Raw genomic sequence first — 22,899 nt, 5'->3', positions numbered from 1 at the left:
CGGCGCAGCGGTTGCGCCCTTTCGGTATCGGCAGTTGTCAGGCTGACCCATGCGACGGCAAAGGCCTGTCGCACGCCGCTGACTAACCATGCCGCGCCGCGCGAGACAAGGGAAAACTGCCGAAAATCCCCCGCAACCGGCGTCAAACCGCCGCGATGGGCGCGAAATCGGCCAGCACCACGCGGTCGCGTCCGTCCAGGTCGGGCAGGATGCGCACCTGCGAGCCCGCCGCCGCGAAAAGCGCCGCCACCGCAGCACCCTGGGTCGGGCCGATCTCGACCAGGACGGCGCCGCCGGGGGCCAGCCGCGCCCGCGCGCCCGCCGCGATGACGCGATAGGCGGTCAGCCCGTCCGCCCCATCGGTCAGCGCGCCATGCGGCTCCCAGTCGCGGACATCGGGGTCCAGCAGGGCCATCTCGATCGCCGCGATATAGGGGGGGTTGGACACGATCAGGTCGAACGGCCCCTCGACGCCCGCCAGCCAGTCGGCCTGCCGGAACCGGGCATTGACGCCGATGCGCCGGGCATTGCCGCGCGCGACCTGCAGCGCCGCCTCGGAGATGTCGGTGCCCAGCCCCGTGGACCCCGGCCGCGCCGCCAGAAGCGAGATCAGGATCGCGCCCGTCCCCGTCCCCAGATCCAGCACGCGCGTCCAGGGGCGGGCCAGGGCGGCCTCGACCAAGGCCTCGGTCTCGGGGCGGGGGTCCAGCGTGTCCGCGGTCACGGTAAAGCGATGCGCCCAAAAATCGCGAAAGCCCACGATCTGGGCCACCGGCTGGTGCATCGCCCGCGCCGCGATCCCGTGGTTGAAGCGCGCGGCCTGATCGGCGGTCAGCGCGCGGTCGTCGGTGATGCGCAGCTGGCCCGGCTCCATCTCCAGCACCGCGGCCAGGATGCGGTCGGCGTCGCGCGCAGCCCCCCCGATGCCCGCCGCCCGCAACAGCGCCGCGCCCTGGGCCTGGGCGTCCGACAGCTTCATTCGGCCTGGGCCAGGCGCGCGGCCTGGTCATGCGCGGTCAGCGCGTCGATGGTTTCCGTCAGGTCACCCGCGATGATGCGGTCCAGCGCATAAAGCGTCAGGTTGATGCGGTGATCGGTCATGCGGCCCTGCGGAAAGTTGTAGGTGCGGATGCGTTCGGAACGGTCGCCGCTGCCCACCTGGGCGCGGCGGTCGGCGGCGCGTTCGGCATCGGCCGCCGCACGCTGCATGTCGTACAGACGCGCGCGCAGCACCGCCATCGCGTTGGCGCGGTTCTGGTGCTGGGACTTTTCGCTGCTGGTGACGACGATGCCGGTGGGCAGGTGGGTGATGCGGACCGCCGAATCGGTGGTGTTGACGTGCTGGCCGCCCGCGCCCGAGGCGCGCATCGTGTCGATGCGAATGTCGGATGCGGGGATGTCGATGTCCACGTCCTCGGCCGCCTCGGGCAGGACGGCGACGGTGGCCGCGCTGGTATGGATGCGCCCGCCCGATTCGGTGGTGGGCACGCGCTGGACCCGGTGCACGCCCGATTCGTATTTTAGGCGGGCAAAGACCCCCTCGCCCTCGATCCGGGCGATGGCCTCCTTGACGCCGCCCAGCTCGGACCGGGTCAGCTCCAGCATCTGGAACTGCCAGCCTTGGGCCTCGGCATGGCGGCGATACATCTCCAGCAGGTCGCCCGCGAACAGCGCGGCCTCGTCGCCCCCCGTGCCGGGTCGGATCTCCAGGATGGCGGGTCGCGCATCGGCCGCGTCGCGCGGCAACAGCGCGATGCGCAGATCCTGCTCCAGCGCGGGCAGCTCCGCCTCAAGGCGGCGCAGCTCGTCCTGGGCCAGCTCGCGCATCTCGGGGTCGGACAGCATGGCGCGCGCCTCCTCCAGCCCCGCGGTCGAGGTGCGCCAGCGGTCGATCTGGGCCACGACGGGCTTCAGCTCGGCATATTCGCGGCTGATGGCGGCGATGCGCTCGGGCGCGGCCCCGGCATTCAGCTGCGCCTCGAGAAACTCGAAACGCTGCAGGATCTGGATCAGGCGATCTTCGGGCAACATGGCTGGGCCTTACCCCCCCGTCCGCATCAGGACAAGCCGCGACCAAGGGCGCGCCGCCGGGGGGGTCCGGGGGGCGCGCAGCCCCCCGGCGCGTCGCGGGACGCACTTCATCGCCGGTTCCAGCCCAAGAGCGCGATCAGCTCCATCGCGACATGGGCCCCCGCGATGGCCGTGGCCCCGGTCGTGTCATAGGGCGGAGAGACCTCGACCACATCGCCCCCGATCAGATCCAGCCCCGCCAGCCCGCGCAGCAGCGCCGCCGCCTGCCAGCTGGCCAGACCGCCCCAGACCGGCGTGCCCGTCCCCGGCGCGAAGGCCGGGTCCAGCGCGTCGATGTCGAAGGTCAGATAGCAGGGCCGGTCCCCCACGGTGTCGCGGATGCGCGCCAGCGTGGTCTCCACCCCGTCCCGATGCACCGATGGCGCGTCCAGGATCGTGACCCCCATCGTATCCGGGTTGTCGGTGCGGATGCCCACCGCGACGCTGGCCGCCGGGTCCACCAGCCCCTCGCGGATCGCCTTGTAGAGGAAGGTGCCGTGATCGATCCGGTCGGGGTCGTCATCGACCCAGGTGTCGGAATGCGCGTCGAACTGGATCAGCGCCACAGGCCCCCGCCGCGCCGCCACCGCCCGCAGGATCGGCAGCGTGACGAAATGATCGCCCCCCAGGGTCACGGGTGCGGCCCCCGCGTCCAGGATGGTGCCCAGATGCGCCTCGGTCCGGGCGGGCACATCGCGCACCGCCGCGTAATCGAACGCCATGTCGCCGTAATCGACTACATCCATCATCGACAGCGGGTCAAAGCCCCAGCCATAGGGCGGATCAAAGGCCTGCAGGGTCGAGGCCTCCCGGATCGCCCGCGGCCCGAAGCGCGCGCCGGGCCGGTGCGTCACCGCCTGATCAAAGGGGATGCCCGTCACCGCCACGTCGACGCCAGTCAGGTCCTTGGTATAGCGGCGGCGCAGAAAGCTGGTCGCACCGCCAAAGGCGTTCTCGAAGGACAGGCCCCGCAGGCTGTCGCGGGTAAAGGCCTGATCGACCTGGGTCTTTGCGTCTTCCAGCGCCATCGTGTCCTCCGGGGGGTTGCGCGGGCCAGATTGGCCGCGCCCCCGCGCCTTCGCAAGGGGCGATCAGCGCACCAGTTTCGGCGCGCCCGTGGCCGGATCGGTGCCGCGATAGGGCTTGCCGGCCTCTTTCCAGGCGCCAAAGCCCCCTTCCAGATGGGCGATGCGGTCCACCACGCCCGATTCCAGGATCTGCCGGGCCACCGCCTCGGACCGCCGCGATCCGCCGCAATAGAGCACCACCGGCCGGTCGCCCCCCAAAGGCAGCCGTTCGGGGACGATATAGGCCATGGGCGCCAGCAGCGCGCCCTCGATCTGTTCCTGCATATATTCGGCCGGGGTGCGCACGTCGATCATGGCGATCTTGCCGTCGGCCAGGGCGCGGGCGACCTCGTCCGGGGTCCAGGTCTCCAGGGTGCCGTGGCCAGTCTGTTCGGTCTTCATGCGGTCGAGTCCTTGAACTTGTCGGTAAAGACGTTGGTGGGGATCTTCAGATAGACGTTTCCGTCGGCCTCGGGTTCCGGCATCCGGCCCGCCCGCAGGTTCACCTGCAGCGCATGCAGGATCCGTTCCGGCAAAGGCAGCGTCGCGTCGCGTACATCGCGCAGCGCCTGAAAATCGGCCCGGCTGATGCCGCCGTCCACATGGGCATTGGCCGCGCGCTGCTGGGCCACGGTCGATTCCCATTCCGGGTCGTCGCGGTCCGTGGTGCCGTAATCGTGACCGACAAAGACGCGCGTCTCGTCCGGCAGGGACAGGATCGACATCAGGCTGTCATACAGTTCGCTGGAATTGCCGCCCGGGAAATCGGCGCGGCTGGTGCCCACATCCGGCTGCATAAAGGTGTCATGCACAAAGGCCGCATCGCCCACCACATAGGTCACAGACCCCAGGGTATGCCCCGAATGCAGCATCACCCGCACCGGCAGATCGCCCAAGGCGAATGTCTGGCCATCGGCGAACAGGTGGTCGAAATCGGCCGCCGGATCAAAGGCGCCGGGCAGGTGATACAGCCCCTCCCACAGGCGGGCGATGTCGGTGACCTTCTCGCCGATGCCGTTGGGCACGCCGGTCTGCGCCCTGAGCCAGGCCGAGGCCATCAGGTGGTCCGCATGCGGATGCGTGTCCAGGATCCAGGCCAGCGTCAGGCCGCGCGCCTTGATCTGCTCCAGCGCCCAGGCCGCGGCGTCGTGACGGCTGACGGCGGCGCGGGGGTCGAATTCCTGCACCACGTCGATCAGGGCCGCCTGTTTCGTGGCCTCGTCCCAGACCAGATACTGGCAGCTGCCGGTGGGCTTGTCCCAGAACCCCAGCACATGCGGCGAGCCCGCGCCGCGCGAGGGGCTTTCCCGAGTGAACATCGCCTGCTCCTTCCCAAATACATTCATTTACTGGAATATAATCACGCCGGGCGGAATGTGAACCCCCACCCGCTGCGGCAGGCCGGGATGGGGCGAAATCCCTTGCATCCGCGCGATCTGCTGCTATGACACGCCATCCTTCCGTCTTGGCTTATCTGTAACGGCGCAGCCTCTCGTGACGGGTGCGGAAGGGACGGCCCGTCGATGAAATGCGCAAGAAACCCGAAAGGATCGCCATGCCTCTGTACGAGCATGTGCTGATCGCCCGCCAGGACCTGTCGAACACGCAGGCCGAAGGGCTGATCGAACACTTCTCGACCGTACTCGCCGATAACGGCGGCAAGGTCGTTGAGCATGAATACTGGGGTGTGCGCACCCTGGCCTACAAGATCAACAAGAACCGCAAGGGCCACTATGCCTTCCTGCGCACCGACGCCCCCTCGGGTGCCGTGCTGGAAATGGAACGCCTGGCACGCCTGCATGATGACGTGATGCGCGTGATGACCATCCGCGTGGACGAGCATCAGGAAGGCCCCTCGGTCCAGATGCAGAAGCGCGAAGAGCGTGGCGAGCGTGGCGACCGTCCCCGTGGCGACCGTCCCGACCGGGGCGACCGTGATCGCGGCGACCGGGGCGATCGTGGCGGCGACCGCGGCGAACGCCGCGAGCGGAACTGAGAGGATCTGACGAATGGCCAACAAACCCTTCTTCCGTCGTCGCAAGGTCTGCCCGTTCTCGGGCGATAACGCACCTGCGATCGACTACAAGGACACCCGCCTGCTGCAGCGCTATATCAGCGAACGCGGCAAGATCGTGCCCTCGCGCATCACCGCCGTCTCGGCCAAGAAACAACGCGAGCTGGCCCGTGCCATCAAGCGCGCGCGTTTCCTGGCCCTGCTGCCCTATGTCGTCAAGTAAGGAGACCTGAACGATGCAAGTCATCCTGCTGGAACGTGTGGCCAAGCTGGGCCAGATGGGCGAAGTCGTGAACGTCAAGCAAGGCTTTGCACGCAACTATCTCCTGCCCCAGGGCAAGGCGATGCGCGCGTCGGAAGCCAACATCAAGGCGTTCGAAGGTCAGAAGGCGCAGCTGGAGACCCGCAACGCGGAGTCCAAGGCCGAAGCCCAGAAGATCGCCGAGAAACTGGACGGCCAGACCTTCGTGGTCATCCGTTCGGCATCCGATTCGGGCGCGCTGTACGGGTCGGTCACCACGCGTGACGCCGCAGAGGCCGCGACCGAGGCCGGCTTTACCGTCGACCGCAAGTCGGTCGTGCTGCGCGAGCCGATCAAGGATCTGGGCCTGCATGACGTCACCGTCGTGCTGCACCCCGAGGTCGAGGCGACGATCACCATGAACGTCGCGCGTTCGAACGAGGAAGCCGAGCTGCAGGCCCAGGGCAAGTCCATCCAGGACATCGCCGCTGAAGCCGATGCCGAGGCCGAATTCGAGATCGCCGAGCTGTTCGACGACATCGGCGGTGCCGATGATGGCGAAAGCGACGACCGCAACTGATCCTGTCCGGATCAAGTGCAGACAAATTTTGCCGCGCCGGGAAACCGGCGCGGTTTTTCATTCGTTCATGTCAAAATCCTTCCTGATGTGGCACATCCCGACATGGACCTGATGACTGGACCCGACATTGCCCCGGCGCCCCGGCGCATGGCCAAGGATGTGGTGATGACCGACGCGCTGTCCCGGATGCTGCAGACCCGCCCGCATGTGCTGGCCGACGGGGCCACGGGCACCGCGCTGTTCAACATGGGCCTGGACGCGGCCACCCCGCCCGAGATCTGGAACGCGACCCATCCCGACCGCATCGCCGCCCTGCACCGCGCCGCGATCGAGGCCGGGTCGGATCTGTTCCTGACCAACAGCTTTGCCGCCAATGCCAGCCGCCTGGCCCTGCATGGCGCCGCCGCCCGCGTGACCGAGCTGAACCGCCTGGCCGCAGGCATCGCCCGCGATCAGGCCGACCGCGCCGGTCGCACGGTGATCGTGGCAGGCTCGATCGGCCCGATCGGAGAGTTCATGGCCCCGATGGGCAGCCTGACCCATGCCCGCGCCGTCCAGATGTTCCACGAACAGGCCCAGGCCCTGCAGGACGGCGGCGCCGACATCCTGTGGTTCGAGACGCTGGCCTCGCTGGAGGAGTTGCGCGCCGCCGCCGAGGCCGCGCGCCTGACCGGCATGGCCTGGTGCGCCAGCCTCAGCTTTGACACGGCGGGGCGCACGATCATGGGCGTGACGCCCGGCCAGCTGGCGGCGGCGGTCGAACGGCTGCCCAACCCGCCCGTGGCCTATGGCGCGAATTGCGGCGTGGGGGCGTCGGACCTGCTGCGGTCGGTCACCGGGTTTGCCGCCTCGGGGAACGAGCGTCCGGTGATCGCCAAGGGCAATGCCGGCGTCCCGCATCTGCATGACGGTCACATCCATTACGACGGCACGCCCGCGCTGATGGCCGATTACGCCTGTCTGGCGCGCGACCTGGGCGTGCGGATCATCGGCGGCTGCTGCGGCACCATGCCCGCGCATCTGCGCGCCATGGCCGAGGCGCTCCAGACCCGCCCGCGCGGCCCCCGCCCCACGCTGGAGCGGATCGCCGAACAGCTGGGCGCCTTCAGCAGCCCCGACGACCGCCGCCACTAGAACAGCGACAGCTGGTCCCCCGCCCGCGGCGGCGGGCCAAAGCGCGAACAGTCCAGCGCCGGGCCGCCGCTGCGATAGTCCAGCCGCTTGCGCGCCAGCCGGAACCGCTGTTGCGCCAGTTGGGCATGCAGCCCCTCGCCCCGGAAACGGTGACCGAATCGCGGGTCGTTGTCGCGCCCGCCGCGCATGTCCTGCACGCGGTTCATCACATGCGCGGCCATGCCGGGGCGGTGCCGCTCCAGCCAGTCGCGGAACAACGGCGCCACCTCATGCGGCAGGCGCAGGGGGATCATCGTGGCGGTGGTCGCGCCGGCCTCGCGCGCGGCGGTCAGGATCGATTCGATCTCGGGCTCGGTCAGGACGGGGATGACGGGGGCGACCATCACGAGAACCGGGACGCCCGCCCGCGACAGATCGCGGATCATCCGCAAGCGGGTCGCGGGTGTCGGCGCGCGGGGTTCCAGCGCGCGGGCCAGATCCGCGTCCAGCGTGGTGATGCTGATGCCCACCGCGGCCTGATCGCGCGCCGCCAGTTCGGCCCACAGGTCCAGATCGCGCAGGACGGTCTGCCCGCGCGTCACCAGCGTCACCGGATGGTTCCAGTCGCGCAGCACCCGCAGGATGCCCGGCATGATCGCCAGCCGCTTTTCGACCGGCTGATAGGGGTCGGTGTTGGTGCCAAGCGCGATCGGCGCGGGGCGATAGCTGGGCCGGGCCAGCTCGCGCGCCAGCAGGACTGCGGCATCGGGTTTGGCGGTGATCTTGGTCTCGAAATCCAGCCCCGGCGACAGGCCCAAATAGGCATGGCTGGGCCGGGCATAGCAATAGATGCAGCCATGCTCGCACCCCCGATAGGGATTGATCGAGCGGTCAAAGCTGATGTCCGGAGAGGTGTTGCGGGTGATGATGCTGCGCGGGCGTTCGACCGTCACCTCGGTCCGCAGCAGGGCCTGATCCTCGGGGATGTCCCAATCGTCGGATTCGCGGATGCGGCTCTCACGCTCGAACCGGCCGGCGGGGCGGGTGTCGGCGCCACGGGCCTTCAGGCGCTGGTCGGGATCGCGGGGCGGCAGCATGGGGTGATTATAGAACATATCAGGAACATTGCAAGGGTGCGGTTGATGTTCCCCCGCCCCGCCCACATCTTTGGCCCGACGCAATCACAGGATATCCCGATGAGCGACGACTATACCCCGCCCAAGGTCTGGACCCCCGGCAAGGAGAATGGCGGCCAGTTCGCCAGCATCAACAAGCCCACCGCCGGCGCGCAGTTCGACCGCGACCTGCCCGTGGGCCGGCATCCGCTGCAGCTGTATTCGCTGGCGACGCCCAACGGGCAGAAGGTCACGATCCTGTTGGAGGAGTTGTTGGAGGCGGGCCATGCCGCCGAATACGACGCCTGGCTGATCAAGATCGGCGATGGCGACCAGTTCGGCAGCGGCTTCGTCGCAGCCAACCCCAACAGCAAGATCCCGGCGCTGATGGACCATTCCGTCACCCCGCCGCAGCGGGTCTTTGAATCGGGGTCGATCCTGCTGTACCTGGCCGAGAAATACGGCGCCTTTCTGCCCACCGACCCCGCGGCGCGGACCGAGACGCTGAACTGGCTGTTCTGGCAGATGGGCGCGGGCCCCTATCTGGGCGGCGGCTTCGGCCATTTCTACGCCTATGCGCCGGTCAAGATTGAATATGCGATCGACCGATTCACGATGGAGGTCAAGCGCCAGCTGGACCTTCTGGACAAGGGTCTGGCCGACAAGCGGTTCATCGCGGGCGCCGACTATACCATCGCCGACATGGCGATTTGGCCCTGGTACGGGCGGCTGATCACCGGCGGCGCCTATGGCGATGCGGCGACCTTCCTGGACGCGGAGAGCTATCGCAACCTGCACCGCTGGCAGGCCGAGATCGCGGCACGCCCGGCCGTGCAGCGCGGGATCATGGTGAACAACGTCTCGGGCGATCCCTCCAAGCAGCTGCATGAGCGCCACGACGCGTCGGATTTCAAGACGCGGTCGGAGGACAAGCGGCAGGCATGAGAAAGGGGGGCGTTGCCCCCCGTCCTTCGGACTCCCCCCAGGATATTTGAGTGAAGAAGAAAGACTGCTTCTTCTTCAAAGAAATATCCCACGGGGGTGAGCCGCGTCCGGAAAAGGTCCGGGGGACCTTTTCCAAGGCGAACGCCCGGTGCGTTTGCACCGGGCATCGGGTGTGAAACCCCCGGTCGCGGTCGATCAGTTGCGCGCGCGGTCGACCATCTTGCCCTTGGAGATCCAGGGCATCATCTCGCGCAGCTTGGCGCCGACCTGTTCGATCTGGTGCTCGTCATTGGCGCGGCGCGAGGCCTTCAGCGTTGGCTGGCCGACCGCGTTCTCCAGCATGAAGTCGCGGACGAACTTGCCCTGCTGGATGTCGGTCAGCACGGCCTTCATGCGGGCCTTGGTCTCCTCATAGGGCAGGATGCGCGGGCCGGTGACATACTGGCCGTATTCCGCCGTGTTCGAGATCGAGTAGTCCATGTTGGCGATGCCGCCCTCATAGATCAGGTCGACGATCAGCTTCACCTCGTGCAGGCATTCGAAATAGGCCATCTCGGGGGCATAGCCCGCCTCGACCAGCGTCTCGAAGCCGCAGCGGATGAGCTCGACCAGGCCGCCGCACAGGACCGCCTGCTCACCGAACAGGTCGGTCTCGCATTCCTCGCGGAAGTTCGTCTCGATGATGCCCGACCGGCCGCCGCCGATGGCCGAGCAATAGGACAGGCCGATATCCATCGCCTTGCCCGAGGCGTCCTGATGCACCGCGACCAGGCAGGGCACGCCGCCGCCCTTGGTGTATTCGCCGCGGACCGTGTGGCCGGGGCCCTTGGGCGCCATCATGATGACATCGACGCCGGGCTTGGGCTGGATCAGGCCGAAATGCACGTTCAGGCCGTGCGCAAAGGCGATCGCCGCGCCGTCGCGCAGATTGTCATGGACGTATTTCTTGTAGGTCTCGGCCTGCAGCTCGTCGGGCATGGTGAACATGATGACGTCGCACCAGGCGGCGGCTTCGGCGATGCCCATGACCTTGAGGCCCTCGGCCTCGGCCTTCTGCGCCGAGGGGCTGCCGTCGCGCAGGGCGACGACGACGTTCTTGGCGCCGCTGTCGCGCAGGTTCAGGGCATGGGCATGGCCCTGGCTGCCATAGCCCAGGATCGCGACCTTGGCATCCTTGATCAGGTTCACGTCGCATTCGCGGTCATAGTAAACGCGCATGGGAAAGTCCTTTCGATATGCTGCCCCGGTTCTAGCGCGCTTTCCGTGCAGCCATCGTTCGATCTGACCGAAAAGATGCGGTCTTGTGAAAAGATCATGCTTTGATAAACGACATTCATGAAATTCATGCTTGATACGACGGATCGGCGCATTCTTCGCCAGCTTCTGGCCGATCCCTCCGCCCCCAATGCGGCCTTGGCGGAGCGGGCGGGCGTGACCCCCGCCAGCCTGTGGCGGCGGCTGGAGAGGATGCGCGAGGCGGGCGTCCTGCGGGGCATCCAGGCCCGCATCGACTGGCGCGCCATGGGCTGGGAGGTCGAGGTGTCCTTGCGCTTCACGCTGGACAAGACCGACCCGCGCGCCTTTGACCAGTTTCTGGCGGCCCTGCGGGAGGTGCCCGAGGTGATCGAGATCCAGTCCTTTCTGGGCAGCGTCGACTGGCGGGCATCGGTGATCGCGCGCGACATGGCGCATTGGCAGCAGGTCTATCGCGACCGCATCCTGACCTTGCCCCATATCGCGGAACTGGATGCACTGATGCTGGTCGCGACCATCAAGGACAGCGGAGAGTTGGCGTTGTGAGCGGGCTGGACACGACCGATCTGGCGATTCTGCGGGTGCTGGCCCATGACGCCACGACCAGCGCCGCCGATGTGGGACGCTCCGTTGGCATCGGCCAGCCCGCCGCCTGGCGGCGCATCCGGCGGCTGACCGAGCAGGGGGTGATCGCCGGTCGGCGGGTGGTGCTGGACCCGGCGGCCTTGGGCTTTGGCGTGACGGTCTTTCTGGGGATCAAGCTGGCCGCCAAGGGCCGCACCGGCCTGGAGGATTTCGAGCGCGCCGTCACCGCCATCCCCGAGGTCCAGCTGGTCCAGCATGTCCTGGGCCAGTTCGATTACCGCCTGCGGATCACCGCCCGCGACATCAGCGATTTCGAGCGTATCCTGCGGCGTCGCATCATGACCCTGCCCGGCGTCGGCCAGGTCGAGGCGAACGTGATGTTGTCGGAGGAGCGGCGGCCGGGGCCCTTGGGATAACCCCCGGCCCCGGCGCGTGGATCACTCCGGGACGACCCGGACCGCACCCTTGGCGGCGCTGGTGGTCATCGCGGCATAGGCGCGCAGCGCCGTGGTGATCTTGCGCTTGCGCGGCTTGGCGGGCTTCCAGCCTTCGGCCTCGCGCGCGGCGCGGCGGGCGGCCAGGGTCGCTTCATCGACCACCAGCTCGATCCGCCGGTTGGGGATGTCGATGCGGATCAGGTCGCCCTGTTCGACCAGGCCGATCGTGCCGCCCTCGGCCGCCTCGGGCGAGACATGGCCGATCGACAGCCCCGACGATCCGCCCGAAAAGCGGCCATCGGTGACCAGCGCGCATTCCTTGCCCAGGCCCTTGGATTTCAGATAGCTGGTCGGATACAGCATCTCCTGCATGCCGGGACCGCCGCGCGGGCCTTCATAGCGGATCAGAACGACCTCTCCGGCCTTGACCTTGCCGGTCAGGATCGCGCTGACGCTGTCATCCTGGCTTTCGAAGATATGGGCCGGCCCCTCGAAGGTCAGGTTCGAATCGTCCACGCCCGCCGTCTTCACGATGCAGCCATCCTCGGCCAGGTTGCCATACAGCACCGCCAGCCCGCCATCGCGCGAAAAGGCATGCTCTGCCGACCGGATCACGCCCTTTTCGCGGTCCAGATCGACATCGTCATAGCGGTTCGCCTGCGAGAACGCGGTCTGCGTGGCCACCCCGCCCGGCGCCGCGCGGAAGAAGTCGTGGACCGAGGCCGCCTCCGTGCGCGACACGTCCCACCGGTCCAGCGCCTGCGCCAGCGTGCCGGAATGGACGCTGCCCACGGACGTGTCCAGCAGACCCGCCCGGTCCAGCTGACCCAGGATCGCCATGATGCCGCCGGCGCGGTGGACGTCCTCCATGTGCACATCGTCCTTGGCGGGCGCGACCTTGCACAGGACCGGCACCTTGCGCGACAGGCGGTCGATGTCGGACATGGTGAAGTCGATGCCCGCCTCATGCGCCGCCGCCAGCAGGTGCAGGACGGTGTTGGTCGACCCGCCCATGGCGATGTCCAGCGTCATCGCGTTTTCAAAGGCGGCAAAGCTGGCCACGTTGCGGGGCAGCACGCTGTAATCGTCGCCGTCATAATGGCGCTTGGCCAGATCGACGATCAGGTGGCCCGCCTCGACGAACAAACGCTTGCGGTCGGCATGGGTCGCCAAGGTCGATCCGTTGCCGGGCAGGGACAGGCCCAAGGCCTCGGTCAGGCAGTTCATCGAATTCGCCGTGAACATCCCCGAACAGGACCCGCAGGTCGGGCAGGCCGCCTGTTCGATCGCGGCCAAGTCGCTGTCGGACACCGAATCATCGGCCGCCGCGACCATCGCGTCGACCAAGTCCAGCGCCTTGACGCGCCCGTCCTGCAACACGACCTTGCCGGCCTCCATCGGGCCGCCCGACACGAAGACGGTGGGGATGTTCAGGCGCAGCGACGCCATCAGCATGCCCGGCGTGATCTTGTCACAATTGCTGATGCAGACCATCGCGTCGGCGCAATGGGCGTTGACCATGTATTCGACCGAATCGGCGATGATCTCGCGCGAGGGCAGCGAATACAGCATGCCGTCATGGCCCATCGCGATGCCGTCATCGACGGCGATGGTGTTGAATTCCTTGGCGATGCCGCCCGCTGCCTCGACCTCGCGGGCGACCAGCTGGCCCAGATCCTTCAGATGGACATGGCCCGGCACGAACTGGGTAAAGCTGTTGACGATGGCGATGATCGGCTTGCCGAAATCGCCCTCCTTCACGCCCGTCGCGCGCCACAGGCCACGCGCGCCTGCCATGTTGCGGCCATGAGTGGTGGTGCGGGAACGATAGGCGGGCATGGGCTGATCTCCTTTGGCTGCGATTGCGTCTATCACCCCGCGCGGCGGAAGGAAATTACCCCCGCACGCCGCCGGGCGCGCTTTTCTGTCCGCACCCCCTCACAAAGTCGCGCGGGGCGGGGGGTCCGGGGGGCGCGAGCGCCCCCGGCCGTCGCGGGACGCAACCCGCGCCCAGCCCCCGCGCCCTTACGACGCCAGCTTCATGGTCACGATGCCCGCGACGATCAGACCCGCCGCCGCCATGCGCATCGCCGTCACCGGCTCCGCCAGAAAGACCACGCCCACGACAAAGCTGCCCACCGCACCGATCCCGGTCCAGATCATATAGGCCGTCCCCAGGGGCAGCGACCGCATGGCCGTTGCCAGCAGCCAGAAGGACGCGACCATCCCCACGACCATCACCGCCGTCGGCAGCGGGCGGGTGAAGCCCTGGGAATATTTCATGGCGGTCGCCCAGATGATTTCCAGCAGACCGGCGGCGAACAGAAGGATCCAGGGCATGGGGTACCTCACGCGGGTCCGGGCCGTCCCGAAGATGACACCCGATGCGGGGAGGTCGTCCTCGGCCGCTGATCTAGGGTCGCCCCGACCGGGGGTCAAGACATGCGCCCGGATTGCGTCAAATCCGCGCGAATCCGCCGGACGGACCCGCAAAACGCCGTGCATTTGATCGGATGGCCTTTTCAACCCGCGCCGCCCGGCCCATATTCCCCAAAGGAGAAGGAGTGACCCATGCCGCTGACCCATTTCCTCGTGATGATCGCCGCCGTGGTCCTGGCCGCTGGCGCGACGATCTGGGCAGGCCTGTCCGCGGGCGTGCCGCCGGTGGCATTCCTGCTGATCGCGCTCAGCGGCGCGCTGCTGGTGCATCTGAACCAGCGCGGGCGGCACGATCACGACGGCTGAGGCTCAGCTGTCCAGTTCCGCGTCCCAGTACAGGAAATCCATCCAGCTGTCATGCAGGTGGTTGGGCGGAAAGCGCCGTCCCACGGCATGCATCTCGTCCGCCGAAGGCTGGCGCGGCGGGCGGCGCAGGTGCATCCCGGAGTGGCGCAGGCTGCGATTGGCCTTTTTCAGGTTGCAGGGCGAACAGGCCGCGACCACGTTCTCCCAGCTGGTGATCCCGCCGCGCGACCGCGGCACGACATGGTCAAAGGTCAGATCGCCCTTGGCCCCGCAATACTGACAGCAGAATTCGTCCCTCAGAAAAAGATTGAAGCGCGTGAATGCCACGCGCTTCTGGGGTCGAACGAAATCCTTGAGCACCACCACAGAGGGGATGCGGAACGCCTGTCGCTGGCTTCGCACCTCGTGGTCGTATTCGGCGATGATGGTCACCCTGTCCAGGAACACCGCCTTGATCGCCTCCTGCCAGGGCCACAGCGACAGTGGATAATAGCTCAGAGGGCGATAGTCGGCATTCAGCACAAGCGCCGGATAATGGCGCAGGTTCGCCGGTTCACGCACGAATTGCGTTCGAAAGTCGGGGTGATGATGGTCGTCCAGCATAGCGCCTTCCCGTCTGCCCCGTGGGGTTGACCGGGGCGCCCGTCAGATCCGTTGACCCGACTATATCTGGCGGCGACCATCTGGCAAGCCCCCGCATCTATAACCGATACGGGGACTTGTATCCGCCCGAAATGACGGCAGCGTGACAGCTCAGTCGCGCAGGTGTTCCTTGAGGAAGGCCAGCGCCACCGACAGCCCGTCCGGAGAGATGCCGTGGCCGGTCCCCTCCATCACATGGCCATAGACGGTGAACCCCGCCCCCTGCAGCGCCTGGCCCGCCACCGCCATGTCGTCAAAGGGCACGACCTCGTCCTGGTCGCCATGGATCAGCAGGACCGGCGGGTGGACGCGGGCCTCGGTCGCCAGGGTTTCGGGGGACAACAGCCGCCCCGAAAACCCGACCACGCCCGCCACCGCATCGTCGCGGCGGGGCGCGACCTGCAGGGCCATCAATGTGCCCTGCGAAAAGCCCACCAGCACCATCCGGTCAGCGGTCAGTTCCTCGGCGGCCAGCACGGTGTCCAGAAACTCGTTCAGCGCCGAGACCGACTGGCTCATGCTGATGCGCGCGTCGACCTCGGACGAACCGTCCAGCCAGGGGATCGGAAACCACTGATACCCCATCGGGTTGTTCCGGCAGGGCTCGGGCGCATCGGGCGCATAGAAGGCGGTCGTGGGCAGGTGCTGGGCCAGCGGCTCGGACAGGCCCAGCAGGTCGGTGCCGTCGGCCCCGTAGCCGTGCAGGAACACGACGACCGATCCGGCCTTTTCGGGGCCCCGGCGGGCGGATTGCAGCGGTTCGATCATGATATTCCCTCGCGTCCTTTGGCCCAGCGGTAATAGGCCCACAGCCCCCGCGCCGCAACCGCGCGCCACGGCTGCCACGGCTCGGCCATCGCGCGCAGCGCCGCAGGCCCGGGCCGGTCGGCCAGCCCATACATGCCGCGCGCGGCCTCCTGCAGGGCCAGATCGCCCGCCGCGAAAACATCGGCCCGGCCCAGCGCGAATTTCAGATAGATCTCGGCGGTCCAGACCCCGATGCCCGGCAGGGCCACCAGTTCCGCGATGGCCTTGTCGTCGGGCAGGGCACGCAGGCCTTCCCAGTCCAGCCCCGCCGCGGCGATGCTGCGCAGATAGCGCACCTTGGGCCGCGACAGGCCCGCCGCGCGCAGCGTGTCGTCATCGGCGTCGCGCAGAGTCTGCTGCCGGTCCAGCCCCGCGGCATGCAGCCGTCCCCAGATCGCCGCCGCCGCCGCGACCGAGACCTGCTGGCCCACGATCGCCTGCGCCATCGCCGCGAACCCGTCCGGCTGGCGGCGCAGCGGCAGCGGGCCCAGCTCGGGCAGCACCCGCGCCCAGACCGGACAGACGGCCGCAAGATGCGCGCAGCCCTCGTCGATATCGTCCTGCGTCAGGATCAGGCGCGGCTCAGCCACCCGCCTGCGCCTCCAGCTTCAGCCGCGTCTCCCACGCCATCGAGATGTGCTGGCGCAGCGCGCGGTCCGCCGCCGCGCCGTCCCCCGCCGCGATCGCATCCACGATGCGGGCATGTTCCGCCAGCGCGGTCTCTCCCCGCCCCTCGGCGGCCAGCGAGGTCCGCGCCATCAGCGCCATCGTCCGGTGCACCAGGTCCAGCTGCTGGACCAGATAGCGGTTGTGGGAGGCCAGGTGGATCTGGCGGTGGAACCGCTTGTTGGCACGCGCCAGCGCCTCGGGGTCGCCCTTGGCGCGGCGGTCCTCCTCGACCATCTGGGCCAGCACGCGCACCTCCTCGGGCGTCGCGTGGCGCGCGGCCAGGCGGGCGGCCAGTGCCTCCAGTTCCGCCCGCACGGTGTACAGCTCGGCCAGCTGGTTGTGGTCCAGCGATGCCACGATCAGGCTGCGCCCGTCGCGCACCAGCATGGCCTGCGTCTCCAGCCGCTGCAGGGCCTCGCGCACGGGCGTGCGGCTGACGCCAAAGCGCTCGGCCAGCTCGGATTCGACCAGCCGGTCGCCGGGGCGATAGGTGCCGCCCTCGATGGCGGTCAGGATCAGGGAATAGGCATCTTTCATCCGCGAACGATTGGCGCTACGGGCGCGAATTGCAAGCCGGCGCGCGCCAAGCTATGCCCTCGACATGGATTTTTCGCATGTCACCGCCTGGATCTTCGATCTGGACAACACCCTCTACCCGCCCGAGGCGCAATTGTTCGCGCAGATCGAGGTGCGGATGACCGCCTGGATGATGCGCGCGCTGGACGTGCCGCAGGATCACGCGAACCGCCTGCGCGCCGAATACTGGCGGCTGCACGGCACCACGCTGGCCGGGCTGATGGCCGAACATCAGGTCGATCCGGTGCCCTATCTGGCCGATGTGCATGACATCGACTTTTCCGTGCTGGAGCCTGACCCGGACCTGGCCGCGGCCATCGCGGCCCTGCCGGGGCGGCGGATCATCCACACCAACGGCGATGCGGGTTACGCCCGCCGCGTGCTGGCCGCCCGCGCCCTGCCCGACGATCTGTTCGACGCCGTCTATGGCATCGAGGAATCGGGCTTTCACCCCAAGCCCGACCCCCGCGCCTATGCGCCGATCCTGGCCGCATCCGGCATCGACCCTGCACGGGCCGCGTTCTTCGAGGATGACCCGCGCAACCTGATCGTGCCGCATGACCTGGGCATGCGCACCGTGCTGGTGGGCGACGGCCGCCACGGCCCCGACGCGCTGACAGGCGGGGTCGGCCCCCATGTCCAGTACCGCACCCATGACCTGACCGGTTTTCTGCGCGCACTGGTCTGACTGCGACAGCGCCGCCCCTTTCCCCGGCCCGCGCGGCGGGGCAGTCTGACCCGGAACCGAAAGGGCCTGCCATGACCGACACGCGCATCGACGACATCGACATCCTGATCTCGGGCGGCGGGCTGGCCGGGCTGATCGCCGCCTGCGCCTTCGGGGCCGAGGGGTTCTCGGTCCTCTGCGTCGACCCCGCCCCGCCCGTGACGGAGGAGGACGCGGCGGGCGCCGACCTGCGCTCCACCGCCTTCCTGATGCCATCCGTTGCGCTTTTCGAACGCATCGGGCTGTGGGAAAGCCTGGCCCCCCATGCCACCGCGCTGCAGGTCATGCGTATCGTCGATGCGGGCGGGGCCACGGCAACGCCCCGCCTGACCCGCGACTTCGACGCGGCCGAGATTGGCGACCAGCCCTTCGGCTGGAACCTGCCCAACTGGCTGATGCGGCGCGAGTTGATGGCGCGCATCGACGCCCTGCCCTCGGTCCGGGTGATCCACGGCACCGGCACGGCGACGGTCCTGCCCCGCTCCGAAGGTGCGGTCGTGACCCTCACCGATGGCCGCCGCCTACGCGCGCGCCTGCTGATCGGCGCGGACGGGCGCGATTCGACCGTCCGCCGTGCCCTTGGCATCGGCACGCGCACCTGGCGCTATGGGCAAAAGGCGCTGGCCTTTGCCGTTACGCATGTCCAACCCCATCACAATGTCTCGACCGAGGTGCACCGCTCGGGCGGGCCCTTCACGCTGGTCCCCCTGCCCGATCGCGACGGACAGCCCGGATCGGCGGTGGTGTGGATGGACGACGCCGCCGCCATCGACGCGCTGGCGGCCTTGCCCGCGCCCGCATTCGACGCCGCGCTGAACGACCGCTCTGCCGGGGTGCTGGGTCCCCTGCGCCCGGCCACGGCCCTGACCACCTGGCCGATCATCAGCCAGATCGCGGACCGCTTCGCAGGCCCCCGCACGGCGCTCATCGCCGAGGCCGCCCATGTCCTGCCCCCCATCGGCGCGCAGGGCCTGAACATGAGCTTGGCCGACCTCTCGGCCCTGCTGGACCTCAGCCGCGCGGAACCGGGCAGCACGGACAGCCTTGCGCGCTACAACCGCACGCGCCGCCCCGATGCCTATGCGCGCATCCTGGCCATTGACGCGCTGAACCGCGCCAGCCAGGCGCAGATGCGCCCGCTGCGCGACCTGCGCGCCGCGGCTTTGGGCGGGCTGTACGGGATCGCACCCGTGCGGCGCATGATGATGCGGGCCGGTCTGGGTCTCAGCTAAGGCCCCGGCACCGCGCGACACCGGGGGGTGCGGGGGGCTGGCCCCCCGCCGTCGCGGGACGCAATTCAGGTCAGGCCTGCATGCTCCAGCGCCGCGTCGATCAGACGGCGGGTCGGCTCGGTCAGCGGCGTCAGCGGCAGGCGCACGCGCTCGTCGCACAGGCCCAGGCGCGACAGCGCGTATTTCGCCCCGACCAGCCCCGGCTCGACAAAGATCGCCAGGTGCAGCGGCATCAGCCGGTCCTGGATCTCCAGCGCCGCCGCGTAATCGCCGCGCAGCGTCGCCTCCTGAAACTGCGCGCATAGGCGCGGCGCCACATTCGCGGTCACGCTGATGCAGCCCACCCCGCCATGCGCGTTAAAGCCCAGGGCCGTCGCATCCTCTCCGGACAGCTGGATGAAATCGGCCCCGCAGGTCATGCGCTGACAGCTGACCCGCTCCAGCTTGCCGGTCGCGTCCTTGACGCCGATGATCGACGGGATGCGCGCCAGCACGCCCATCGTCTCGGGCATCATGTCGACGACCGACCGCCCCGGAATGTTGTAGATGATGATCGGCAGGTCACAGGCATCCGTCAGCGCGGTGTAATGCGCGATCAGCCCCGCCTGCGTCGGCTTGTTGTAATAGGGCGTGACGACCAGACCCGCATCCGCGCCCACGCTGGCCGCATGCTGCAGCAGGCCGATGCCCTCGCGCGTCGAATTCGACCCCGCGCCGGCGATCACCGGAACGCGACCATTCACCGCAAGCACGACCTCCTCAATGACCAGCCGGTGCTCGTCATGGGTCAGGGTCGGGCTTTCGCCGGTGGTGCCGACGGGCACGATGCCGTGGCTGCCCTCGGCGATGTGCCACTCGACCAGCTTTTGCAGCGTGTCCAGATCCAGGTCGCCGTCCGGGGTGAACGGCGTGACCAGGGCTGGCATCGACCCTTTGAACATGACACGCTCCATGATGATCCTTGGTGAATGCAGGCAAATCCGCGGTCCTCCCTATCCAAGGGCCGCGATCTTGCCAAGGTTGTGAATTGCGTCGGAGGGCCATGACGGTGACACAGGGTGGTGATGCGACTTCTGCGTGACATGTTGATTGCGGGCCTGCTGGCCCTTCCCCTTGCCGCCCCCGCGCAGGCCGAGGAGCCGGGCGCCATGGCCCTGGCCCTGGCCGCGACCGAGGCGCGCGATTGGGTGACCGCCCGCGACGCCGCCCGCCTGGCCGGTCCCCTGGCCGAGGCGCTGGTCGGCTGGCACGCGCTTCGCGCCGGATATGGCGAGTTTTCCGACTATGCCGCGTTCCTGCGCAACCATCCCGACTGGCCCGGCTTGGACCTGCTGATCCAGCGCGGCGAGGCCAAGCTGCGCCCCGGCGCCGACCCCGACGACATCCGCCTGTGGTTCGACACCCGCAGCCCCACCACGCGGGCCGGGCTGAACGCGCTGACCGCCATCCTGCCCGAGGCCGAGGCCGCTGATGCCCGCGCCGCGTTCTTTGTCCGCCAGCCCCTGCCCGAGGCCGACGAGACCGCCCTGCTGGCCGCCTATCCCGCGCTGGAGGCGTTGGTCCCCGCCCGCGTCACCGCGATGCTGGATGCGCGTGAATGGGCGCAGGCCGAACGTCTGCTGCCCCGCCTGGCCGAGCCCGACCGCGCCCTGCCCCGCGCCCGCATCGCCCTGCAGGCGGGCCGCGAGGGCGTGGACGACCTGATCCTGGCCCTGCCAGAGGATCAGCGCGCCGATCCGGGCCTGACGCTGGACCGGTTCGACTGGCGCGTGGGCGCGCGGGCCCATGATGGCGCGCAGGCGCTGCTGCTGGAGGCCTCGACCAGCGCCGAAGGCTTGCGCGACCCGGGCCGTTGGGCCTCGATGCGGGTCGATTACGCGCGGCTGGCGATGCGGAACGGCGATTGGGACCGCGCGCTGCGCCTGGCCTCGCCGCATTTCCTGACGCCCGACAACCGCCATTACGCCGATCTGGAATGGCTGGCGGGCTATGCCGCGCTGAAGACCGGTGATCCGGCCCGCGCGCTGACCCATTTCGACCATCTGGAAACCGTGGTCGGCGCGGCCATCAGCACCTCGCGCGCGCTCTATTGGCAGGGGCGGGCGCATGACGCGCTTGGCGATACGGATGCGGCGCAGGCGGCATGGCAGGCCGCCGCCGACCTGCCGGGCACCTATTACGGCCAGCTAGCGATGGAAAAGGTGGGCCGCCCCCTGCCCGACGATTACGCCGTGGCCGACCGGGCCATCGACACCCTGCCCGACTGGCGCGGCAGCGCGCTGCGCGAGGAGGGGCTGTTCCGCGCCGCCCTGTGGATGGTGGCCAGCGGGCGGCGCGACGATGCCCAGCGGTTCCTGCTGCATCTGGCGCAGCGATCCACACCCGAGGATATCGCCCGCATGTCGCGCCTGATGTACGAGGCCGGGACCCCCTGGCACGGCCTGCGCCTGGCCAAGCAATCGGCCAATCAGGGCGTCATCTGGCCCGTCGCGCATTTCCCCCTGACGGGGCTGGAGCGCGAGGATCTGGGCCCGCCCCCGGAACTGGTCATGGCCATCGCGCGCCAGGAATCGGAATTCAACCACCTGGCCTCCAGCCCGGTGGGCGCGCAGGGGCTGATGCAGGTGATGCCCGGCACCGCCGAACAGGTCACGCGCCAGATCGGCCTGCCCTATGACCTGGGCCGCCTGTCCAGCGATGCGGCCTATAACGCGCGGATCGGGTCGCAATACCTGATCGATCTGGCCGACCGGTTCGGCCCGTCGGTGGCGCTGATCGCGGCGGGATACAATGCCGGGCCGGGGCGGTCGGCGCGCTGGCTGGGCGATTTCGGCGACCTGCGCCGCGACGCCGACCCCGTGGACTGGGTCGAGCTGATCCCCTTTGACGAGACGCGCAACTATGTGATGCGCGTGGCCGAGGCGCTGCCCGTCTATCGCGCCCGCATCCACGGCAAGCCCGCGCCGGTCGTCACCCGGTGGGATCTGGCGGGCGGGGGCCAGGTGCCGCCGCCACCCCAGCGGCTGACGCTGGCGCTGTCGGCGCGGCCGGTGGGCAAGCCCTTCATCGGCCCGCGCCTGCCCGACAGCTGGTTCACGCAGACCGCCGCCGCTGTCGCCACAGAGTGAAGATGCCCGCCGCGACCACGATCGCCCCGCCGACCACCACGTTGGGGCGCAGCGTCTCTCCGAACAGCCAGACGCCGATGATGCTGACCCAGACCAGCTGGGTATAGCCGAAGGGCTGCAGGGCCGAGGCCTCGGCCATCTCATAACTGCGGATCATCAGGTAATGCGAGGTCATGCCGCAGACGCACAGGCAGCCCATCCAGACCCAGTCCATCGGCGCCAACCACTGCCAGTCCCAGATGCCGATCAGCGTCATGGCGACCGCCCCCGACACCCCCGTCCAGAAAAAGCTGACCATCGCCGGATCGTCGCGCGAGACATGCCGCGTCAGCAGACCGTACAGCGCGAACATCAGCGCCGCCGCAAAGGGTAAGAGCGCGGTCACGCTGATGACGCCGCCGCCGGGGTTCAGGATCACCAGGATGCCCAGGAACCCGATGGCGATGGCGGTCCAGCGGCGCCAACCCACGGTTTCGCGCAGGACCGGGCCGGACAGGGCCGCGACCAGCAGCGGATAGACCGAGAACACGGCATGCGTCTCGATCAGGCCCAGGCGGACGAAGGCCTCGACCATCAGCACCACCTCCAGCGCCAGGATGACGCCGCGGGCGATCTGGGTCAGCGGGCGTTTGGTGCGGATGGCGCGGCGCAGCCCGCCTGGCTGGCGCGCGACCAGCGCGATGACAAAGGCCGCAAACACCCAGTATCGGATCATCACGATCAGCACCGGCGGATAGTCCCCTCCCAGGATGCGCGAGAACACGTCCTGAAACGCAAAGATCAGGCTGACCAGGCACATCAGCGCGATGGCCAGCCGGGTCCGGTCGCGCACGGGCGGCGGCGTCTGCGGCGGGATGGGGGGCGGGGCCGCGACGGCGGCCGATGCGGCATAGGGAGGGTGGGATCGGTCGTCGGACATGGGCGCGCCTTCAGGGATGCCCCCGTGTTGCGC

Annotated in this window: 26 protein-coding genes; 11 read left to right on the top strand and 15 right to left on the bottom strand. The window is 68.7% G+C overall.

Annotated features, from left to right (window positions below; genetic code table 11):
* Positions 1 to 142: 142 nt before the first annotated feature.
* The 5 genes from prmC to ABS73_RS00255 form a co-directional block, all read right to left on the bottom strand.
* A complete protein-coding gene (gene prmC / locus ABS73_RS00275) occupies positions 143 to 979 on the bottom strand; it encodes a peptide chain release factor N(5)-glutamine methyltransferase (RefSeq protein ID WP_277022900.1) in 837 nt (278 codons plus the stop codon).
* On the bottom strand, positions 976 to 2,031 hold the full coding sequence (prfA, locus tag ABS73_RS00270) for a peptide chain release factor 1 (protein ID WP_277022903.1): 1,056 nt from the start codon (positions 2,029 to 2,031) through the stop codon (positions 976 to 978). Before prfA ends, prmC begins: the two co-directional genes overlap by 4 nt.
* Positions 2,032 to 2,138: 107 nt before the next feature.
* Positions 2,139 to 3,098 (bottom strand): agmatinase, encoded by a 960-nt coding sequence (gene speB / locus ABS73_RS00265; RefSeq protein WP_277022906.1) that lies wholly within the window; start codon positions 3,096 to 3,098, stop codon positions 2,139 to 2,141.
* Between the two features lie 63 nt (positions 3,099 to 3,161).
* Positions 3,162 to 3,539, bottom strand: a complete 378-nt coding sequence (locus ABS73_RS00260; protein ID WP_277022908.1) for a rhodanese-like domain-containing protein — start codon at positions 3,537 to 3,539, stop codon at positions 3,162 to 3,164.
* Positions 3,536 to 4,456 carry an MBL fold metallo-hydrolase gene (locus tag ABS73_RS00255; protein ID WP_286693371.1) on the bottom strand — a complete coding sequence of 307 codons (921 nt, stop codon included), beginning with the start codon at positions 4,454 to 4,456 and terminating at the stop codon, positions 3,536 to 3,538. The genes ABS73_RS00260 and ABS73_RS00255 overlap by 4 nt, the downstream gene beginning before the upstream one ends.
* A gap of 236 nt (positions 4,457 to 4,692) precedes the next feature.
* On the opposite strand from ABS73_RS00255, the gene rpsF reads away from it, so the two are divergent.
* The 4 genes from rpsF (at position 4,693) to bmt (ending at position 7,106) form a co-directional block, all read left to right on the top strand.
* Complete coding sequence (gene rpsF, locus ABS73_RS00250) at positions 4,693 to 5,133, top strand: 30S ribosomal protein S6 (RefSeq protein ID WP_136856273.1); 441 nt, start codon at positions 4,693 to 4,695, stop codon at positions 5,131 to 5,133.
* 13 nt (positions 5,134 to 5,146) lie between these two features.
* Entirely contained in the window at positions 5,147 to 5,374 is a 228-nt protein-coding gene (gene rpsR / locus ABS73_RS00245; RefSeq protein WP_042247758.1) for a 30S ribosomal protein S18, read from the top strand.
* A 13-nt stretch (positions 5,375 to 5,387) separates the two neighbouring features.
* Positions 5,388 to 5,972 carry a 50S ribosomal protein L9 gene (rplI, locus tag ABS73_RS00240; protein ID WP_136856272.1) on the top strand — a complete coding sequence of 195 codons (585 nt, stop codon included), beginning with the start codon at positions 5,388 to 5,390 and terminating at the stop codon, positions 5,970 to 5,972.
* A gap of 165 nt (positions 5,973 to 6,137) precedes the next feature.
* On the top strand, positions 6,138 to 7,106 hold the full coding sequence (gene bmt / locus ABS73_RS00235) for a betaine--homocysteine S-methyltransferase (protein ID WP_277022937.1): 969 nt from the start codon (positions 6,138 to 6,140) through the stop codon (positions 7,104 to 7,106).
* Here the strand turns inward: bmt and ABS73_RS00230 are convergent.
* A complete protein-coding gene (locus ABS73_RS00230; RefSeq protein WP_277022922.1) occupies positions 7,103 to 8,182 on the bottom strand; it encodes a PA0069 family radical SAM protein in 1,080 nt (359 codons plus the stop codon). The genes bmt and ABS73_RS00230 overlap by 4 nt on opposite strands.
* 99 nt (positions 8,183 to 8,281) lie before the next feature.
* Here ABS73_RS00230 and yghU point away from each other — a divergent pair, with 99 nt between their 5' ends.
* Complete coding sequence (yghU, locus tag ABS73_RS00225; protein WP_277022940.1) at positions 8,282 to 9,145, top strand: glutathione-dependent disulfide-bond oxidoreductase; 864 nt, start codon at positions 8,282 to 8,284, stop codon at positions 9,143 to 9,145.
* Positions 9,146 to 9,340: 195 nt separating this feature from the next.
* Here the strand turns inward: yghU and ilvC are convergent, their stop codons facing one another.
* Positions 9,341 to 10,363, bottom strand: coding sequence for a ketol-acid reductoisomerase (gene ilvC / locus ABS73_RS00220; RefSeq protein ID WP_286693370.1), 1,023 nt, complete (start codon positions 10,361 to 10,363; stop codon positions 9,341 to 9,343).
* Positions 10,364 to 10,489: 126 nt separating this feature from the next.
* Between ilvC and ABS73_RS00215 the strand changes: the two genes are divergently transcribed.
* Complete coding sequence (locus tag ABS73_RS00215) at positions 10,490 to 10,945, top strand: Lrp/AsnC family transcriptional regulator (RefSeq protein WP_277018291.1); 456 nt, start codon at positions 10,490 to 10,492, stop codon at positions 10,943 to 10,945.
* On the top strand, positions 10,942 to 11,400 hold the full coding sequence (locus ABS73_RS00210; protein WP_277018246.1) for an Lrp/AsnC family transcriptional regulator: 459 nt from the start codon (positions 10,942 to 10,944) through the stop codon (positions 11,398 to 11,400). The genes ABS73_RS00215 and ABS73_RS00210 overlap by 4 nt, the downstream gene beginning before the upstream one ends.
* Positions 11,401 to 11,421: 21 nt before the next feature.
* Here the strand turns inward: ABS73_RS00210 and ilvD are convergent, their stop codons facing one another.
* Together ilvD and ABS73_RS00200 are read right to left on the bottom strand one after the other, a co-directional pair.
* Positions 11,422 to 13,260, bottom strand: coding sequence for a dihydroxy-acid dehydratase (gene ilvD / locus ABS73_RS00205; RefSeq protein WP_277018248.1), 1,839 nt, complete (start codon positions 13,258 to 13,260; stop codon positions 11,422 to 11,424).
* Between the two features lie 186 nt (positions 13,261 to 13,446).
* Positions 13,447 to 13,761 carry a DMT family transporter gene (locus tag ABS73_RS00200; RefSeq protein ID WP_277018249.1) on the bottom strand — a complete coding sequence of 105 codons (315 nt, stop codon included), beginning with the start codon at positions 13,759 to 13,761 and terminating at the stop codon, positions 13,447 to 13,449.
* Positions 13,762 to 13,992: 231 nt separating this feature from the next.
* Between ABS73_RS00200 and ABS73_RS00195 the strand changes: the two genes are divergently transcribed.
* Positions 13,993 to 14,166 carry a hypothetical protein gene (locus ABS73_RS00195; protein WP_169306255.1) on the top strand — a complete coding sequence of 58 codons (174 nt, stop codon included), beginning with the start codon at positions 13,993 to 13,995 and terminating at the stop codon, positions 14,164 to 14,166.
* A 3-nt stretch (positions 14,167 to 14,169) separates the two neighbouring features.
* Here ABS73_RS00195 and ABS73_RS00190 read toward each other — a convergent pair whose 3' ends face one another.
* From ABS73_RS00190 to ABS73_RS00175, 4 genes are all read right to left on the bottom strand, one after another.
* On the bottom strand, positions 14,170 to 14,769 hold the full coding sequence (locus tag ABS73_RS00190; RefSeq protein ID WP_136856266.1) for an HNH endonuclease: 600 nt from the start codon (positions 14,767 to 14,769) through the stop codon (positions 14,170 to 14,172).
* Between the two features lie 150 nt (positions 14,770 to 14,919).
* Entirely contained in the window at positions 14,920 to 15,576 is a 657-nt protein-coding gene (locus ABS73_RS00185) for an alpha/beta hydrolase (RefSeq protein WP_277018252.1), read from the bottom strand.
* Complete coding sequence (locus tag ABS73_RS00180) at positions 15,573 to 16,205, bottom strand: DNA-3-methyladenine glycosylase family protein (RefSeq protein WP_277018253.1); 633 nt, start codon at positions 16,203 to 16,205, stop codon at positions 15,573 to 15,575. The genes ABS73_RS00185 and ABS73_RS00180 overlap by 4 nt, the downstream gene beginning before the upstream one ends.
* Positions 16,198 to 16,821, bottom strand: coding sequence for a GntR family transcriptional regulator (locus ABS73_RS00175; RefSeq protein ID WP_119884870.1), 624 nt, complete (start codon positions 16,819 to 16,821; stop codon positions 16,198 to 16,200). The genes ABS73_RS00180 and ABS73_RS00175 overlap by 8 nt, the downstream gene beginning before the upstream one ends.
* A 64-nt stretch (positions 16,822 to 16,885) precedes the next feature.
* Between ABS73_RS00175 and ABS73_RS00170 the strand changes: the two genes are divergently transcribed.
* Both ABS73_RS00170 and ABS73_RS00165 read left to right on the top strand, forming a co-directional pair.
* Entirely contained in the window at positions 16,886 to 17,548 is a 663-nt protein-coding gene (locus ABS73_RS00170; protein ID WP_277018256.1) for a pyrimidine 5'-nucleotidase, read from the top strand.
* A gap of 71 nt (positions 17,549 to 17,619) precedes the next feature.
* Positions 17,620 to 18,819: a UbiH/UbiF family hydroxylase gene (locus ABS73_RS00165; RefSeq protein WP_277018257.1), complete on the top strand. Its 1,200-nt coding sequence runs from the start codon at positions 17,620 to 17,622 to the stop codon at positions 18,817 to 18,819.
* A 65-nt stretch (positions 18,820 to 18,884) separates the two neighbouring features.
* On the opposite strand, the gene dapA is transcribed toward ABS73_RS00165, so the two are convergent.
* Complete coding sequence (gene dapA, locus ABS73_RS00160; RefSeq protein ID WP_277018258.1) at positions 18,885 to 19,760, bottom strand: 4-hydroxy-tetrahydrodipicolinate synthase; 876 nt, start codon at positions 19,758 to 19,760, stop codon at positions 18,885 to 18,887.
* 123 nt (positions 19,761 to 19,883) lie between these two features.
* Between dapA and ABS73_RS00155 the strand changes: the two genes are divergently transcribed.
* The gene (locus ABS73_RS00155; protein ID WP_277018260.1) at positions 19,884 to 21,947 is read left to right on the top strand and encodes a lytic transglycosylase domain-containing protein; all 2,064 of its coding nucleotides are present in this window, start codon (positions 19,884 to 19,886) and stop codon (positions 21,945 to 21,947) included.
* Here ABS73_RS00155 and ABS73_RS00150 read toward each other — a convergent pair.
* Positions 21,913 to 22,866 (bottom strand): DMT family transporter, encoded by a 954-nt coding sequence (locus tag ABS73_RS00150; RefSeq protein WP_136856259.1) that lies wholly within the window; start codon positions 22,864 to 22,866, stop codon positions 21,913 to 21,915. The genes ABS73_RS00155 and ABS73_RS00150 overlap by 35 nt on opposite strands.
* Positions 22,867 to 22,899: the final 33 nt, after the last annotated feature.

Origin of the sequence: Paracoccus sp. SCN 68-21 (assembly GCF_001724535.1) — a bacterium.
Classification (GTDB): domain Bacteria; phylum Pseudomonadota; class Alphaproteobacteria; order Rhodobacterales; family Rhodobacteraceae; genus Paracoccus; species Paracoccus hibiscisoli.
This window is presented reverse-complemented; position numbering and strand designations above follow the sequence as displayed.